Source organism: Rothia sp. SCPM-O-B-18226 (M350), from assembly GCF_058213595.1.
Map to the genome: position 1 here is coordinate 679,994 of NZ_JBYQJS010000001.1, position 17,438 is coordinate 697,431.

Consider the following 17,438-nt stretch of genomic DNA (forward strand, 5'->3'; position numbering starts at 1 on the left):
CGTCGTGCAACCGCGTCGTGCACCCGTACAATCCGAACCATTCACTCACCCTCAACGACGAAAGATGAGGACCCATGACCAACCCCGCCACCGCCTCCGGGCAGCCGCTCACCCCCGCCCAGTGGTGCGAGCGCAACACCTGGCAATTCGCCGACGGCACGCTCCTGGCCGACCTGCCCGCAGGAGCCACCCCCGCGGGCGGCTACCGTAGCGCCCTCGACATCGCCGCGATGCTCAACGGCCCCGAGGGCAAGAAGCCCACGCCCGAGCAGATCCGCATGATTGAGGCCGGCCCCGCCCCGACCCTCGTCATCGCCGGTGCCGGTTCGGGCAAGACCGCGACCATGGTCGACCGCGTGATCTGGCTGGTCGACAACGGCTTCGTGCGCCCCGAAGAGGTGCTCGGCGTGACCTTCACCCGCAAGGCCGCCACCGAGCTGCGCAACCGCATGCGCGCCGGCCTGAACACCCTGCGCCGCAGCCGCCGACTCGAACCGACCGAGGAGGAACTGCGCAACGGCATCGCGGACCCGACCGTGCTGACCTACCACTCCTACGCGAACAACCTCGTCAAGGAGTACGGCCTGCGCCTGGGCGTGGAGCAGGACGCGCAGATGCTCGGCGATGCGCAGAAGTGGCAGCTGGCCGCGCAGATCGTGCAGTACTGGGAGGGTGAGCTGCCACAGGATCAGGGTGATGTGCCCCTCTCGGCGGCCACCATGATTAACCAGCTGCTGCAGCTTTCCGACGAGTGCGCCGAGCACCTGCGCGAGCCGCGGGAGGTCATCGACTTCTGCACCGAGCAGCTGGCCGCCTACGCCGCGGTGCCCGATTCTCGCCGCCCCGTCAAGAAAGAACGGGACATTCAGAAGGTTCAGCGACTCCTGCGTAACCGCCGGGTGTACGCGCAGATGGCGCAGAGCTACGCCCGCGTGAAGGCGCGCATGCAGGTGCTGGACTTCGGTGACCTTATGCGCCTGGCCGCGCGCATCGCCGAGAGCGACCCGGCGATTCGCGAGGGGGAGCGCGCCCGCTTCAAGGTGGTTCTGCTGGACGAGTTCCAGGACACCTCCCACGCGCAGATGCGCCTGTTCTCCTCGATTTACGGAGCCGATGAGGCGGCCGGTATTCCCGCGCACCCCGTGATGGCGGTGGGTGACCCGAAGCAGTCGATTTACGGCTTCCGCGGCGCCTCCGACGGCCAGATGTTCAGCTTCTACCGTCACTTCCCGACCCCGCACGCGCAGCCGCTCTTCCTGTCCGTGGCGTGGCGTAACGATATCTCGATCCTGAACGCGGCGAACCACGTGGCCGAAAAGCTCAAGGACGTTCCCGAGTGGGTGCGTGCGGTGCGCGGCGATATCAGTGCCAATCAGGTGCCCGACCTGCGCCCGCGCTGCGTGCTGGTCGGGGAGGAAGGCACACCCGCCTTCGAGGAGGCCGCCTCCGGGATGACCGGTCGCGTGGAGATGACCTACTACGACTCCGACCGCGCGGAGGCCGCGGGCATCGCCGAGCGGATTGCCGGGATGCGCGCCGAGGCCGTGCGCGAGTACGAACGGGCCTACGCGGCGCACCGCGGCGGCGACGGTTCGGTGCGTCCGCGCCTGAAGATGCCCGAGGTCGCCGTGCTGGCCCGCTCCCACGGCCAGCTGGACACGATTCGCGAGGAGTGCGAGCGCCTGAACATTCCGGTGCAGCAGGTGGGCCTGGGCGGCCTGCTCTCTCAGCCGGAGGTCGTGGACCTGGTCTCGGCGCTGCGCGTGCTGGCCGACCCGAACCGTTCGGATGCGCTGGCCCGCCTGCTCACGGGTGCCCGCTGGCGCCTGGGCGGCGCCGACCTGCTGGCGCTGGGGGATTGGGCGCAGTCGCTGGTTCGCGAGCGTGAGCGGGCCCTGCGGGAGCAGATGGCCCTGCGCCTGCTCGAGCAGGCCGAAGAGGTCGAGGACGCAGAGGACGGCCCCTCCGAGGGTACCGGCCGGGGTACCCGCGGCCGCCTGACCGCCGAGCATCTGCGCGCTGCACAGGAGCAGCTGGACGAGGTGCTCAAGGGCGCGGTGGACGACTCCTCGGGGTACGTTTCGCTCATCGAGGCGGTCGAGAACCTGCCGCAGGACGGCCCGGACGGCGAACCCCTCTACGGCGAGCACTACCGTGGCCGCCGCTTCTCCGCGGCGGGCCTGGAGCGCCTGCGCGCCTTCGCCGAGCAGATGCGCGTGCTCCGCGCGGGCCTGAGCGACGACCTGGGCAATCTGCTCTACGAGATTGAACGCACCATGCTCCTGGACATTGAGCTGGCGGTCCGCCCGGGCACCGACCCGCTGGTGGCGCGCGTAAACCTGGACGCCTTCCACGAGGTGGCCGCCGCCTACGGAATGTCGGCCCCGCGCATCAACGCCATGATTTACGCGGGCGCCGACGGCGTGAGCGCGGAGGAGGGGGAGCCGGGCGCTCGCCGCTTTATGCTCTCCTCGGGCGGCGTGAGCTACGTGATGGGCTTCCTCGCCTGGCTGGAACGCGCGGACGACGAGGAGAAGGGCCTGGAGCTGGGCTCCATCGACCCCGATCCGAACGCCGTTCAGCTGATGACGATGCACGCCTCCAAGGGTCTGGAATGGGACCGCGTTTTCCTGCCGGGCCTGTGCGGCACCGTTGGCGGCGCGCAGACCCCGAACCTCTGGCAGATCACGGCCAACGTGGCCCTGCCCTGGCCCCTGCGCGGCGATAGCGAGTACCTGCCCTCAATCCTGGAACGCCCCGAAGAAATCGCGGAGTTCGAGGAGGCCAAGAAGCTCGAGGAATACCTGAAGGCTCACAAGGGGGACGCCGGCGAGCACGCGGGCATGGAGGACCGCCGCCTCATGTACGTGGCGATGACCCGCGCCCGCAACCTGCTGGCCGTGAGCGCCTTCCGCTGGAAGAGCACCGCGAAGACCCCGCAGCCGGTCCAGCCCTTCTGGATGGAGCTGCTGTGGACCCTGGCCGAGGCCTACCGGCGGCACGCCGAGGACACGGTGGAGTTCCCCTGGACCGCCCCGCAGCTGGTCGGCATGGGCCTGGTCTTCGTCGTGGCCGACCCCTCGGACGACGGCAAGAAGAAGCCGATCGATAACGTGACCCCCTGGGTTGAGTTCATCGCCGACACGGGGTACCGCCTCAAGGAGCCGGTGACCCTGGCGCAGGGCACGGTGCTGACTCCCGAGGGCCTGCCCGACCCCGACGAGGCGGGCGAGGTCCCTTACGCCTGGGCCCTGGCGGGGGCGATAATTCCCTCCCTGATGCGCGAGGTACAGCTCTCGCCGCTACCGATGCGCGTGCGCACGGTGCGGGAGAACTGCGAGCGCCTGGATCTGCCCGCGCCCGAGTGGCTGGACGAGCTGGCCGCCGAGGAGGCGGAGCGCGCCTCCCAGCCTCCGCGCCCCGGCTATTCCCCCGTGATGGCCGCGGCCCTGCCCGTCGTGGCGGGCGGCTGTTTCAGAGCCAAAACCTACGAGACGATAAACCCGCACCTGGGCGCGGTGCTAACCGCAATGTGGCCCTTCGACCCGCTGGAACGCCCCGTGATTTGGCGCTGGCGCTCCGAGGAGGACCTGAACGAGGGCACCGAGGCGATTCTGCGCCACGGACGTCACGAAGAGTTGAACCGCGAGATTGCCATTAACTCCACGAGCCGCCGCGAGGCGGTGGAACGGGCCGCCCTGGCCGTCGAAAACGCGGTCGCCGAGCTGGAGGCGCAGCTTGCTGCCGGTGCGGATTTCGCCGCCCCCGAGCCCTCCGGGGCCGTTCCCGAGGCCCTGCGCCGCCGCGCCCAGGATTGGGAGCGCGAGGCCGATTTGCTCATGCGGCTGGCCGAGCACACCGAGCCGGTGCTGGCCGAGCAGCTGCCCGGTCACCTCTCGGCCTCCACGTTCATTCGCCTGAGCGAGGATCCGCAGGGCACGGTGCACGAGCTGTTGCGCCCGGTGCCGCAGCGTCCCTCGCGTGCGGCGACCATCGGTACGGAGGTGCACGCCCTCATCGAGGAGCACTTCGGTGTGGTGCCGAGCGCCGATCCGCTTGAGGTCCCGGAGGCCGAGGACACGCTGGGTGTGACCCTGCCCGGCGCGGTCGAGCCGGCGGGAGGGACAGCGTCGGAGGAAGTAGCGGGGGAGGAACACCTCGAGTTCGCCGAGGATATTCCGCAAGACGCCCTCTTCGACGAGCTATCCCTCGCCGAGGAGAGCGAGCAGGATTCCTCCGTGCGCTCGCTCTGGGAGCGCTTCGCGGCGAGCGAGTGGGGTTCTCCCGAATGGAAGGAACGCATCTGGGCCGTGGAGTACCCGGTTGAGACCCACGTGGAGGGCGTGAGCCTGCGCGGCCGCATCGACGCCGTGTTCCGCACCGAGGACGGGGACGGCGAACGCTGGATTCTGGTGGATTGGAAGACCGGCCGCCGCCCGAAGGCCGCGGACATGCAAGCGCGCCGCTTCCAGCTGGGCCTGTACCGCATTGCGTTCTCCCGCATCATGGGGGTTGACCCGGAGCGCATTAGCACGGTGTTCGTCTACCTGGGGGGCAAGCGCGTGGAGGAGGTGTGGGACGAGCAGATTCGCGGTGGCCTGCCTTCGGAGGCGCAGCTGGCCGCGGTGATCCGCAAGGCCCGCGCGGGCGAGGGGTAGGCGCTCGCGCTTCCCGGCCCCTGCCGTCAATAGCCTAAGCGGATGCGCAAAAGCCCGGGCCGACCCCATCGCGGGGTCGGCCCGGGCTTTTCTCACTCTCGAAGTGAATAGCAGAAAACGCCTCTCGGCCCTACTGCATTAGGGCGGGGAGGCGTTCTCAGCCGCTGAAGAACTATAAAGGTACTTCGTGCCCTCGCACGCTCGGATCATCCGCAGACAACTGCCGCCGTGGCGGCCTCACTCACGCCGTCTGCGTGCCGTGGGGTTCGCGTGCGTCTTTACTCTCAAACACAACCTCGAAAGTACCTCTATAGAATTCTGCCATCGGTGATTGGTTGCGCGGTGCATGAATCCGGCTCGGGGCGTGACATGACCGGTCACGGTCCCCGTCCAATCGTTCCCCCTCGATACCGCTGCCACGGTATCGGCACTGGTCAGTGCGCTTTTGGGGGCTGTGCTCGTTCTCTGTGGAACGGCACAGGAAAAGTATTCCAGGACTTGACAAAAAAGTCTAAGCGTAAAATAATTGCCCCAAAATGCATGTTTTTGAGCATGTTTCAAGGTGAAATTGAAGCCTTGTGGAGTCCTATTCTGGGTGTTTGGGTTGTGTGGGATTTTATGAATAAACTCTGCGCGAAGAGGTGTGTTCTGTTTCTGAATCACACCTTCAACTCTCACCCTTAAATGCAATTTTTCGTGCACAAAAATGCAGAACCGGCGCTCAAAATGTGTTGGAAAATACATTGAAAAAATTCGGTGGGAACGCCCTAAATCCTCCGGAAAAGCGTTCCATTAGTACGTTTATGGCCCCCGGGGGTCTGCGCGAAGCAGGCTCCCGGGGGCCATAAATCTTAAAGAATAGGGGGGCTCGGCGGCTCGGCGGCGCTCACTGAGGGGCTCATGCGGCCGCCGTCCAATAACGGGCTGCCCAGTAACGAGCCCAGCTCTGCTAGTCTTGCGGTCCGCTCATGAGCGGGGGAGTGTCCTCCTGACCGAGTAGCTCGCCCGAGGAACGCAAATCGTCCTGAATATCCAGGAGCATCGACACCGCGTGGGTCGCGCCGTCCTTATCGTCGGTCTCGACCGTGTGGGTGAGCCACTGGGCCACCGCGAACTCGGCGTAGAAGTTCGCGCGCTGCGCCAGATAGGCGTCGGGTAGCTGCGGCATCTGCTGACGGTACACCTCTACGGCCTCGTCGGTGAAGTCGATATCCTCGCACGAGTACAGCCACGCGAAGTCCTGCGCGGGGTCGCCCACGTGCACGTCGGACCAGCCGGTCACCTCGACGATGCGCGCCTCGGAGGGGGTCACCTCCAGCACCAGGTTCTCGGCCCCCATATCGCCGTGCACCACGCGTGGGCGGAACTGCCACATGGGGCCGGGGGAGAGGACCGCCTGCCAGTGCGCGAGCAGGTCGGCGGGCACCTTGCCGGTAGCGGCGGCGCGCTCGAGCTCGGCAATCTTGCGGCGGCGAATCTGCTCCGAAGAGTAGGAGGGCAGGTCGGCTTCGTAGATGATGTCCTCGGGCATCACGTGCAGGGTGGCAATATCCTTGGCGATAATCGCGGCCAGGGAGGGGCGCCCCTGAGCAACCTCGCGGCGGCTCAGCTCGGCAAGCTGGTCCACGTCGTAGACGGAGCCGGGAATGTGCGTGTACACGAAAACATTGCCGCCGGCGTACGGCACGATGCCGGCGACCGTGGGCACGGCGAAGGGCAGGCGGGCGCGCAGGCCGGGGCTGAAGGACTGCAGGATGAGGTGCTCGGCCTCCAGACGCATGCTGGCATCGGGACGGCGCGGGGCGCGCACACGCCAGCGGCGACCGGCCGAGTCGGCGATGATGGCCGAGTCGAAGTCGCCGCTATCTTCGCGGACCGCCTCGGCGCCGACGGGGTAGATTCCGGGCACTCCGGCAGAGACGATGGCTGCAAGCTGAAGGGGAGATAAAGTCACGGGTTAAGGTTACCAAACCATGTGAGCACCCCGAGCCTTTCACCGTATGTTTATGCTGACTAGTGAAGAAAGTTTTGGGTGATGCGCGGCCAGCCGGAGGGTGGAATCCCGGGGGAACGCATCACCACGCATTTCGCCGTCCGCGCACGGCCGCCTGCAAGTAGCCGCCGCAGCCGGTTCCCTGCGGTTCCCGCGGGCAGGGGCGCAGCGAAGGGGCAGGTTCTCGGTGAACGGGCGCGCTTGCGGTGAACGGGCATCCGCCCGGGACGGCTGCGATGTTCGGCAGGGAATACAATGGAAGACCGGGCAATAGCGGCGCCGACCTTCCCGGTCCCGCCCTGTACATCCCGTACGCCCAGCCCGCAGAACCAGCACAGATTCAGCAGAATCCAGCAACCGCGCCGAGCCCCGATGGAGAACGATGACCGCACTACCCCCGCAGCCGCAGCACGCACTCTCCGCTGACGATATCCTCGCGGGCCTCGACCCCGACCAGCGCGCGGTCGCCACCGAGCTCGACGGGCCCATGCGCGTGCTCGCCGGTGCCGGCACCGGCAAGACCCGCGCGATTACGCACCGCATCGCCTACGGCATCGCGATCGGCCGCTACCAGGGCCCGCGCGTGCTCGCCCTGACCTTCACCCTGCGCGCGGCCGAAGAGATGCGCACCCGCCTTCAGCAGCTCGGCGCGTTCGGCGTGCAGGCGCGCACCTTCCACTCGGCGGCCCTGCGCCAGCTCACCTACTTCTGGCCGCAGGTCGTGGGCGGCACCTTCCCCTCCATCGTGCAGAACAAGGCGGCGCTCATCACCGAGGCCGCGAACCGTCTGCGCATCAGCACGGACCGTTCCCTGCTGCGCGATTTGGCGTCGCTGATTGAGTGGGCGAAGGTTCAGCTGCTCACCCCCGACACCCTCATGCAGCGCCTGAGCGAGAAGCAGCTGCCTTCGGCGATTACCCCGCAGAACATGCAGCGCATCTTCCAGGCCTACGAAGATCTCAAGGACGAGCGTAACCTCATCGACTTTGAGGACGTGCTGCTGCTGACCATCGCCATGCTCGAGGAGGACGAGAAGCTCGCTGCGACCGTGCGCCAGCAGTACCGCCACTTCGTGGTGGACGAGTACCAGGACGTCTCCCCGCTGCAGCAGCGCCTGCTGGACGTGTGGCTGGGCGGCCGCGACGACATCTGCGTGGTGGGCGACGCCTCCCAGACGATTTACTCCTTCACCGGCGCGACCAGCCGCTACCTGCTGGAGTTCCCGCGACGCTACCGCGGGGCGCACACGGTCAAGCTGACCCGCGACTACCGCTCCCACTCGCAGGTGGTGGAGCTCGCGAACCGCCTGCTGGCCGCCCGCCGCCCGCACCCCGATTCGAGCCCGCACTCTTGGGCACCGCCGCTGGAACTGATGTCTCAGCGCGGCCCCGGCGTGGACGTGGAGTGGTTCGGCTACGCGGATGACGAGCAGGAAGCCGCCGGCATCGCCGAGGATATCCGCGACCTCATCGACAAGGAGGGGGTGGCCCCCGCCGAGATCGCGGTGCTCTTCCGCACGAACGCCCAATCGGCGGCGATTGAGTCGGCACTGTCTGCCGCCCACATCCCGTACCAGCTGCGCGGTGCGGAGCGCTTCTTCGAACGCCCCGAGGTCAAGCAGGCCATGCTCGCCCTGCGCGGTTCGGCGAAGTCCACCGACGGCACCGAAGACGTCACCCGCTACACCCGCGACGTGCTCGGCGGCCTCGGCTACAAGGAGGAGGGCCCCCTCTCGGGAGGCGCCACCCGCCAGAAGTGGGAATCCCTCGCCGCACTCGTGCACATGGTCGACATGATGGCGCAGAACCGTCAGGAGCAGCTGAAAGAGCACCGCGCCAACCCGCGCCCTGGTGTGCCCGAGCCGCTGCCGCTGACCATGCACGAGGTCGTGGCGACCCTGAACCACCGTAGCGAGTTCAACGAGGCCCCGCAGATGAACGGCGTAACCCTCGCCTCCCTGCACGCGGCCAAGGGCCTGGAGTGGGATGCCGTGTTCCTGTGCGGCCTCAACGAGGGCCTGATGCCCATCACCTTCGCGACCACCCCGGATGAGGTGGACGAGGAGCGCCGCCTGCTGTACGTGGGCATCACGCGCGCCCGCAAGTACCTGTGGCTGACCTGGACCATGACCCGCACCGTGGGCGGCAGAGGTCAGCGGAAGCGCTCGCGTTTCCTGGACGACATTGACCCGGCCAAGCGCCGCCGCCCCGCCGCAAGCGGCTACTCGAGCGGCTACGGAGGAGCGGCCCGCGGCGCGCGCGGGAACCACTCGTACGGGAACCGCTCGCAGGGCCGTCACCAGAAGGGAGAGGACTATGGCTCAGCGTTTTAAACGAGAGATTCTGCCGGCCACGGCGGATTGCCCGCAGATTGAGCTGGTCCGCTCGGCCCGCCGCACCCGCACCATCAGCATGCAGCGCGACGGCGTGGACGAGCACGGCAACCCCGCGTACCGCCTGCTCATTCCCGCCGCGAGCACGAGCGAGGAGATAGACGAGCATATCGCCCGCCTGCTGCCGCGTATTCAGCGTCGCGCCGCCCGCCGTGAGCACGCTGCGCAGCTGAATGTCACCGACGAGTACCTGCACGAGCGGGCCAGCCTGCTGGTGCGCGCCTACCTGCCGGAGCTGGAGGGCACCGAGCAGTTCAAACGGCTCTCGATTCGCTGGGTGAGCAACCAGCGTCAGCGCTGGGGTTCGGCGACCTACGCGACCGCGCAGATTCGCATCTCCTCGGAGTTGCAGGGGGTTCCGGAGTACGCGCTGGATTCGGTGGTGCACCACGAGCTGTGCCATCTGCTGCAGCCGAATCATTCGCGCTCCTTCCGCACCCTGGAGGCCCGCTACCCGCAGCTGGAGCGTGCCCGCGCCTTCCTGGACGGGTACGCGATGGGGCGCTCGCGGGCCGAGAGTGAGCGTGGCGAACGCGGCGAGTACGGCGAAAACAGCGCCGACTAAGGCTCTTTCCGAAAACTAATTAGCAAAAACCAAACCGGCAGAACCAGCCGGAAATACTCGAGCGGGGGTGGCTTGTGCTTTCACAAGCCACCCCCGCTCGAGGTTTCAGTATTATTTTGCCGGTCTATCGGGTTAGCTCCGCGGTTACTTCTCTTCGGGAGCCTCGCCGAAGCCGCCGTCCAGCAGCTTCTGCAGCTCGGACTCGAAGTCCACGTCGTCCAGGCTGATTTCGTTCATGCGCGCGTCGTAGGCGGCGAAGTCCTCCAGCTCAGCGGGGGTGGGCAGGGTCTCCGGGGTGTCCCAGAGGCCGTCGCGCGCCTCGATGCCGTGGGAGCTTTCGTACCAGCGCCAGAACTGCTGGGCCTCGCGCACCAGGCGCGGGCGCAGCTGCAGGCCGACCAGGTTCTCGAAGACCTGCTCGCTGGGGCCGCCGTCGATGCGGCGGCGGGCCATGATTTCGGTCAGCTGCGGGGCCTTGGGCAGGTTGCGGGTGGCGTCCTCGGTCACGACGGACACCCAACCCTCGATGAGGGCCAGTAGACCCTCGAGACGCTGAACGGCAAGCTCCTGGTCCTCGGTGCGCTGGGGGCTGAACATGCCGCCCTCGAAGGCCTCCTGAACGGCCTCGGGGTCGTTCATGTCCACCTGGGAGACGGCGTCCTGCATGCGGTTCATGTCCACGCGGATACCGCGGGCGTAGCGCGCCACGAGCTGGACCAGGTCCTCACGCAGCCAGGGGTTGGCCTTGTGCAGGCGAATCAGCGCGGCCTCGCGAACGGCCAGGTAGAGCAGAACCTCCTGCGGCGGCACCTCGATGTCGTCCGCGAGCTGCTGGTAGCCGTTGGGCAGCAGTGCGGAGTGGCCGGGGGCGAGGGGGAAGCCCACATCGGTGGAGGAGTACACCTCACCGGCGAGCTTCGCGAGGGCCTGGGCCATCTGGGCGCCAAAGATCATGGCGCCAACGTTGTTCAGGAATCCGCTGTTGAAGATGGCGGCGATTTCTTCGGGCAGCTCGTCCGCGGGGCCGGGCATGACCATGGCCTGGGTGACCTCGGCGGCCACGGGCTCGACCATCTCGCGCCAGGAGTCGAAGGACTCCTCAACCCATTCGGCCTTGGACCAGGCCTGCACGGGCAGGTTGTGACGCTCGATGGAGGTGACCGCATCCAGCCACAGGTCGGCCAGGTTTGCGGCGTCCTCGACGGCGCGCTTGAGGTTTTCGGGAACCGCCGGGTCCTCGCCCATGGAGGCGAGCATCTGGCGGGTCTGATTCTTGACGTTGGTCCAGTTCACGCCGCTAGGGCTGGATTCGTCGGATGCGCCGGCAAACATGGCCTGCACCTGCGAGAACATGCCCTGCAGCATAGCGGGGTCGAAGCTCATGCCCATGTTCTTGAGGTCCTCGGGATCGATGTTAATGCCGAAGGGGTTCTGCCCGCCCTCACCGAAGAGCGCGCCGAAGGGGTTCTGTGCGTTGGAGGAGGCACCCTTACCGCCCTGGCCGGTTGCCCCTGCGGAGGGGTCGAAGCCCTGCTCCTGCATCTTCTTCAGGAATTCTTCGAGGGGGTCACGCTCGTTGGAGGCGTCGCCGTGGTGGTGATCAGACATCTGAAACCTTTCCTAATCCGAAGGTGGGCACAGCCGGCCCGCTCGCTGTCCAGCCTACCGATTTTTGCTGTGAATTTCCCGTGTCGGCGCCTCGGATGCGCCTTAATCAGCTGAGGGCTCACAAGCGGGTCTTCACCCGGTTTGACCCCGACCTTAGCTCTAGCCGAGGGACCGGCCAGAAAAGGTGTGTTGATGAGGGCATTCATCCGGTAGTCTAGAAAACATGACTAAGCCCACCTCACCGTTCGAATCCGAGAAGTCCTCATCGAAGGCTTCCGCCGAGTCCTCAGCTCATCGCCGTAAGCGCGGATCGCGTAGCCGCGAGCGCCGCTTCAACCTGCGTTCCGTGAGCGCCGTGGCGACCTGCGCGTTGCTGGCCGGTGCGTTTGTCCTGCCCAGCTCGTACGTGAAGGAAGGCCCCGGCCCGCTCTTTGACGTGCTCGGCACCTACCAGGATAAGGACGTCATCGAAGTTTCGGGCGCCCCCAGCTATAAGACCTACGGCAAGCTCAACATGACCACGGTGTCGGTGGCGGGCGGCCCGTACACTGAGCTGTCCGGCGCGGAGGCTTTCTACGGGTGGCTGGCTTTTGACGGCAACCGCAGCCTCGTGGTGCCCACCGACGCCCTGTACCCGCACGTGAGCCACGAGACGGCCACGGCCGAGACCGGCGCGCAGATGGCCGATTCGCAGACGCAGGCGAAGGTCGCGGCCATGCGTCACCTGAAGATGCAGGTGACCGAGAAAGTACTGGTGAACACGACCGTTGAGGGTTCTCCCGCGGCGGGCGTGCTGGAGAGCGGCGACCGCCTCCTGAAGGTGGGGGATAAGCAGATTACCACCCTCAAAGATGTATCGCAGGCGGTAAACGCCTCGAACGGCTCGCCGATTCAGGTGACGGTTGAGCGCGACGGCCAGCAGCGCACGGTGACGCTGAACCCGGTGCGTTCGGCCGAGGGCGACCGCTGGGTCGTGGGCATCAGCCTGAAGCAGAGCTATGACCTGCCGGCGCAGGTGCAGTACAACCTGGACGGCGTGGGCGGCCCGAGCGCGGGCCTGATGCTGGCCCTCGGCACGGTGGATAAGCTGAGTGAGGGCACCCTGCTGGCAGACGAAGACGCCGGCGGCGACCCCTACCGCAGCTACGTGTCGGGCACCGGCACGATTGATGCGAACGGTAATGTTGGCGCGATTGGCGGCATCAAGTACAAGATTTTGGCAACGGGCCGCTACGGTGCGCGCTACTTCCTGGCGCCCAAGGAGAATTGCGATTCGGTCCTGAAGATGCAGGAGCAGGACCCCTCGATGCTCAACTACTATCATGCCGGCCAGGTGCGCGGCACGATGGTGGTGGTCCCGGTTTCGACGCTGGACGAGGCGGTGCAGGTCGTGGGCGCCATTAAATCTGGCGCCCCCGATGATTCGCTGCCGCGCTGCGGATCCTAACGTGCAGCTCTAACGGGCAACCCCTGACGAACGCGGGCGCTTCCCCTCCGGGAAGCTTCGGGCCCCGGCTCACTCGAGCCGGGGCCTTCGTTATGCGCGGTGACCGCCTCGCGACCGGTGAGCGTGTGTGCGAATAGTGGGATAGCGGGCGAACGACCCCTCCTCTGACGTCATGTCAACGTTCGTTCCTCCAACCTCTGCGATACTTAAGGTAAAGAACATTTTGAAATGATGAGCGAGGAATTGTGTCTGAGTCGACCGATAAGACCCCACGCCCACAGAAGAAGGAACGAGCAAAGAAGCGTCGTAGCCCTCTACTGATGACGATTGTGGTTGTCGCGGTTCTGATTGCCGCATTTGTGGGACTATCCCAGGTGTACACGGACTGGCTGTGGTTTGACCAGCTGGGCTATAGCACCGTCTTCACCACCCAGATTCTTTTGAAGGCCGCGGTGTTCGTTGTGGCCGCCCTCGTGGTGGCCCTGCCGCTGTGGGCCTCCATGACCTACGCGGTCCGCCACGCGGATGTTCTGCCCGCCACCCGCGAGCAGAACGCGAAGGATGAGGCCGGCCCGAACCAGAGCGTCCCGACGAGCGCCTCGGATGCGACCGAGCAGATGCTCCGCGACGTGTTCGGCCAGCAGCGTGCCGAGGATAGCATGCGCCGCTACCACGAGAGCGTGGATAAGGCGCGTAAGCTTTTGCTGATTGCGGTTCCGCTGCTACTGGGCCTGTTTATTGCCTCGGCAACGATGTCGCAGTGGAGCACGGTCGCCCTTTTCTTCAACCAGCAGTCTTTCGGCAAGACCGACCCGGAATTCGGCCTGGACTACGGCTTCTTCGTGTTTGTGCTGCCCTTCCTGCGCGTGGTGGTGTCGCTGGTGACCTCCTCCGTGGCGCTCACCGCGGTGGCCGGCCTGTTCATGCACTACTTCTACGGCGGCATTAAGGTGCAGCCGGGCGGCGTGACCACGACTCACGCTTTCCGCCGCCACGCGGCCGTGCTTGCCGTCGTGTTTGTTCTGACCCGCGCGGTGAGCTTCTGGCTGGACCGTTACTCGTCCACCCAGCAGCAGGCCGGACGCTGGGCCGGCGCCATGTACACGGACGTGAACGCATCCATTCCCGTGAGCGCCATCTTGGCGGTTTCGGCGTTGCTGGTGTCGTTCATGTTCATTGCTGCCGCGGTGAAGAATCACTGGCGTCTGCCGCTGATTAGCACCGCAATGCTGGCGGTCGTATCGCTGGTGGCCGGTGGCCTGTACCCGTGGGTTGTGCAGCGTTTCCAGGTGGTTCCGAACGAGCAGGGCGCGCAGTCGCAGTTTATTCAGCGCAATATTGATGCGACCCGCTACGCCTACGGCCTGGACAAGATTGAGACCACCCCGTACGACGCGACCATCGACACTCGCGCCGGTGCCCTGAGCTCCTCGAGCGCAACCATCGCGAACATTCGTCTGCTGGATCCGAACGTGGTTTCCTCCGCGTTCGCGCAGATGCAACAGTTCCGCCCGTACTACCGCTTCGAGTCGCAGCTGGCGGTGGACCGTTACACCGTGGGTAACACCACTCAGGACACCGTGCTGGCGGCCCGCGAGCTGAACCCCACGCAGACCAACGGCGATTCCTGGTTCAACCGCCACGTGGTGTACACCCACGGCTACGGCGTGATTGCCGCGTACGGTAACCAGGTGGATTCGGCGGGTAACCCCAAGTTCCTGCAGTCCGGCATTAAGGCGACCGGTACCCTGAGCGAGGATTACGAGCCGCGCATCTACTTCGGTATGAGCTCGCCGGAGTACTCGATTGTGGGCGGTAGGGGCGACACCCTGGAGCTGGACCGCCCGCTCTCCGCGGAGGAGACGAACGCCTCCGACGCGAAGTACACCTTCTCGGGTAACGGCGGCCCCCGCGTCGATTCGCTGCTGGCCCGTCTGTCCTACGCGATTAAGTTCCAGTCTTCCGACATTCTGCTCTCGGATGCGGTGCGCGACGGCTCACAGATTCTGTACGAACGCAACCCGCTGGACCGCGTGCGCAAGGTGGCCCCGTACCTGACGGTGGATTCCAAGCCGTACCCGGCGATCGTGAATAACCGCGTGCAGTGGATCGTGGACGCCTACACGACGAGCGACCAGTTCCCCTACGCGCAGGGTAGCTCGCAGGATTCTGCCACCGCGGCGGGGGCTCAGCGGTCGAAGTCGGTGAACTACATCCGTAACTCGGTGAAGGCCACCGTGGACGCCTACGACGGCTCGGTGACCCTGTACGCCTGGGATGAGGAAGATCCGGTGCTCAAGGCTTGGCAGAGCGTCTTCCCCGGCACGGTGAAGAGCTATCACGAGATGAACGCTTCGCTCATGAGCCACGTGCGTTACCCGACCGACATGTTCAATATTCAGCGCACCATGCTGAATAAGTACCACGTGACGAACGCTCACAGCTTCTACGCGGGCGATGACGTGTGGTCGATTCCGAACGACCCGACCAACGATCGTAACCAGCCGATTTCGCCGTACTACCTGTCCCTGCAGATGCCCGGGGATTCGCGCGCGCACTTCTCGCTGACGACGACGTTCATTCCTCAGCAGAGCGATTCGAACTCTCGTAACGTGATGTACGGCTTCCTGGCCGCTAACGGCGACGCCGGTACCGGTAAGGATGGCGAGCGTAGCGCCGACTACGGCAAGCTGCGTCTGCTGGAGTTGCCGCGTTCTTCGGTGGTTCCCGGCCCGGGCCAGGCTCAGAATATCTTCAACTCTGATGCCGAGGTCTCGAACCAGCTGAACCTGCTGCGCCGCGGTTCCTCCGAGGTTATTAACGGCAATATGCTGACCCTGCCGGTGGGCGGCGGCATGCTGTACGTTCAGCCGGTGTACGTGCAGTCCAGCGGTGACGCGAAGTACCCGCGCCTGCAGCGCGTGCTGGTGAGCTTCGGCGATAAGGTCGGCTTCGCCCCGACCCTGGAGGAGGCCCTGAACCAGGTGTTCGGCGGCTCTTCGGGCGCTAAGCTGGACGGCTCGGCCACGGCTTCGCCGGCTCCTTCGGCTTCTGGTTCCTCTTCGGGTTCCTCGTCTTCGTCGGGCTCGAACGATTCCGAACTGAAGCAGGCTCTGAACGACGCTTCGAAGGCTATGAGCGATAGCGACGCCGCGATGAAGAAGGGCGACTGGGCCGCCTACGGTGAGGCCCAGAAGCGTCTGGAAGCGGCCGTGAAGAAGGCCCTGGCGGCCGAGGAAGCGCAGAACAAGGGCTCGGCAACTCCGAGCGCCTCTGCCTCCGCGGCGGCCAGCCCCTCGGCTAACGCTTCGCCGAACGCATCCGCAAGTGCTTCTGCAAGTGCTTCGGCTAGTGCCTCTCGCTAGGCCGGAGGCCTTGGCGAGCAGTTCCTCGGGCCGCTGAGCGTGCCCGGAGCCTTCATTGCGCATGAGGTGGGGCCTCTCCTCCACACGGGGGAGAGGCCTCGCCTTATGCGTCTCGTTCGTTCTCTGCAACCGTGACGTCTGCCTGTACCCGCCCATTTGGCTCGGAGCGCTCTGAGCGGCGATGCGGGACTTGCAGAGGGCGTCAGAGAACCCGTAATGTGCAATCCGCCACAAATTATGTTTTTAATTTGCGAAGGTTCCCCGAGGTCTGTATAGTTATATGAGTCGCCGCGGGGTGGAGCAGTTCGGTAGCTCGCCGGGCTCATAACCCGGAGGTCGCAGGTTCAAATCCTGTCCCCGCAACGGATAACTCCCGATAGCTTAGCTATCGGGAGTTTTTTTATGCCCGTTTTTTATGCCCGGAATCGGCTGTGCTGTCGATTCTAGCTATGACCGTACGGTTCTTTACCCCGGCCCTTTGAATGTTCGGGCACTGACCGGTTGGATGCCGGCTTATACGGCCCCGATTTGATTGAGCTCCGATATGGCAGAGCGTGACCTGGCTGAGCGGGGGAGAGGGCGTGTTGCACGCGATGGTTTGCACCCTGTATCGAACCCGGCTCGGCTAACCGGAGGGGTCTGCGCCGTGCGCAATGGTTTGCACCCCATGCCGTACTTGATGCGGCTGTCTCGGTATAGTCTCTTGGCACAATTCATCTTGACGCAATTCATCTTGACGTAAACCGCCTCGGCGCAGTTACCTCGACATAGGCGTCTAGCGGGAGCTCCCCACCTGTCTCTGGGGGCTCTGTCGTCTCTAACTTGTTCCGAAATCTCGTGGTCGCAGATGGGTGTCTTGCTGGCCCTTATCCCCGTGCTCGTTGGTCGGTCCAGAATGTCCCGCTCTTCTCCCTCCAGCTTCTCTTCTCCTCTTTCCAAATTCTCTGAGTTTGTCAGTCGGACCAGTAGTGATCGGATCGACGGTGGGGAAAAATTGGGGCTTCGGGACGGCTCCTCGAAGGAGTTCGAAGGAGTCAAAATGCTTCCTTGTCGAGGCACTCGGAATCGTGCGCATGGGGGGCGGTGAGCTGCTATGAACTCCCCGAAAGGACATTTTTACCTCATGCCAGAACCGGAATATGCGATATGTTCTCTATATTCCCGGTTGAGAAATCAGTCGATTTACCCCGGAATTCCGCGGATTTTGGTGCAAAAATGGCTAAAAACCGCAAAAATTAACTCGGAAAGTGATTGTCCTCACAATAAAACTCTAAAGCCTGGAGTGAATGTTTTTGAATAGAGCTCAAAAAACGCTCAAAAACCGCGAAAAATCAAGGCAAAACCCCTCATTCAACCATCGGTTGAACCCATGTCATTCTCAACTTAAACCTTAGAAAAAGTTTAGGCTTA

7 protein-coding genes and 1 tRNA gene are annotated in these 17,438 nt (G+C 65.0%); 6 read left to right on the plus strand and 2 right to left on the minus strand.

All coding sequences use genetic code 11. The features are described from left to right. The first annotated feature begins 74 nt into the window (after positions 1 to 74). Positions 75 to 4,658, plus strand: a complete 4,584-nt coding sequence (locus AC3E6W_RS02945) for an ATP-dependent helicase (protein ID WP_490652277.1) — start codon at positions 75 to 77, stop codon at positions 4,656 to 4,658. A 949-nt stretch (positions 4,659 to 5,607) separates the two neighbouring features. Here AC3E6W_RS02945 and AC3E6W_RS02950 read toward each other — a convergent pair. After that, positions 5,608 to 6,612 carry a phosphotransferase gene (locus AC3E6W_RS02950; protein ID WP_049346680.1) on the minus strand — a complete coding sequence of 335 codons (1,005 nt, stop codon included), beginning with the start codon at positions 6,610 to 6,612 and terminating at the stop codon, positions 5,608 to 5,610. Between the two features lie 421 nt (positions 6,613 to 7,033). On the opposite strand from AC3E6W_RS02950, the gene AC3E6W_RS02955 reads away from it, so the two are divergent. Both AC3E6W_RS02955 and AC3E6W_RS02960 read left to right on the plus strand, forming a co-directional pair. Further along, positions 7,034 to 8,983, plus strand: coding sequence for an ATP-dependent helicase (locus tag AC3E6W_RS02955; RefSeq protein WP_049343938.1), 1,950 nt, complete (start codon positions 7,034 to 7,036; stop codon positions 8,981 to 8,983). Then, positions 8,967 to 9,608, plus strand: coding sequence for a M48 metallopeptidase family protein (locus AC3E6W_RS02960; RefSeq protein ID WP_490652278.1), 642 nt, complete (start codon positions 8,967 to 8,969; stop codon positions 9,606 to 9,608). Before AC3E6W_RS02955 ends, AC3E6W_RS02960 begins: the two co-directional genes overlap by 17 nt. Positions 9,609 to 9,752: 144 nt before the next feature. On the opposite strand, the gene AC3E6W_RS02965 is transcribed toward AC3E6W_RS02960, so the two are convergent. After that, positions 9,753 to 11,216, minus strand: a complete 1,464-nt coding sequence (locus AC3E6W_RS02965) for a zinc-dependent metalloprotease (protein WP_490652279.1) — start codon at positions 11,214 to 11,216, stop codon at positions 9,753 to 9,755. Between the two features lie 223 nt (positions 11,217 to 11,439). Between AC3E6W_RS02965 and AC3E6W_RS02970 the strand changes: the two genes are divergently transcribed. The 3 genes from AC3E6W_RS02970 (at position 11,440) to AC3E6W_RS02980 (ending at position 16,391) form a co-directional block, all read left to right on the plus strand. Further along, positions 11,440 to 12,663, plus strand: a complete 1,224-nt coding sequence (locus AC3E6W_RS02970; RefSeq protein WP_485063989.1) for a YlbL family protein — start codon at positions 11,440 to 11,442, stop codon at positions 12,661 to 12,663. Between the two features lie 245 nt (positions 12,664 to 12,908). Further along, positions 12,909 to 16,028, plus strand: a complete 3,120-nt coding sequence (locus AC3E6W_RS02975; RefSeq protein ID WP_490652280.1) for a UPF0182 family membrane protein — start codon at positions 12,909 to 12,911, stop codon at positions 16,026 to 16,028. Positions 16,029 to 16,317: 289 nt separating this feature from the next. Continuing rightward, positions 16,318 to 16,391: transfer RNA gene (locus tag AC3E6W_RS02980), tRNA-Met, on the plus strand. Positions 16,392 to 17,438 lie beyond the last annotated feature (1,047 nt).

What these genes read in the sequence shown, in the direction of transcription:
- AC3E6W_RS02960 (WP_490652278.1), top strand. Translation starts at nt 8,967, where the DNA reads ATGGCTCAGCGTTTTAAACGAGAGATTCTGCCGGCCACGGCGGATTGC.
- AC3E6W_RS02970 (WP_485063989.1), top strand. Translation starts at nt 11,440, where the DNA reads ATGACTAAGCCCACCTCACCGTTCGAATCCGAGAAGTCCTCATCGAAG.
- AC3E6W_RS02965 (WP_490652279.1), bottom strand. Translation starts at nt 11,216, where the DNA reads ATGTCTGATCACCACCACGGCGACGCCTCCAACGAGCGTGACCCCCTC.
- AC3E6W_RS02945 (WP_490652277.1), top strand. Translation starts at nt 75, where the DNA reads ATGACCAACCCCGCCACCGCCTCCGGGCAGCCGCTCACCCCCGCCCAG.
- AC3E6W_RS02955 (WP_049343938.1), top strand. Translation starts at nt 7,034, where the DNA reads ATGACCGCACTACCCCCGCAGCCGCAGCACGCACTCTCCGCTGACGAT.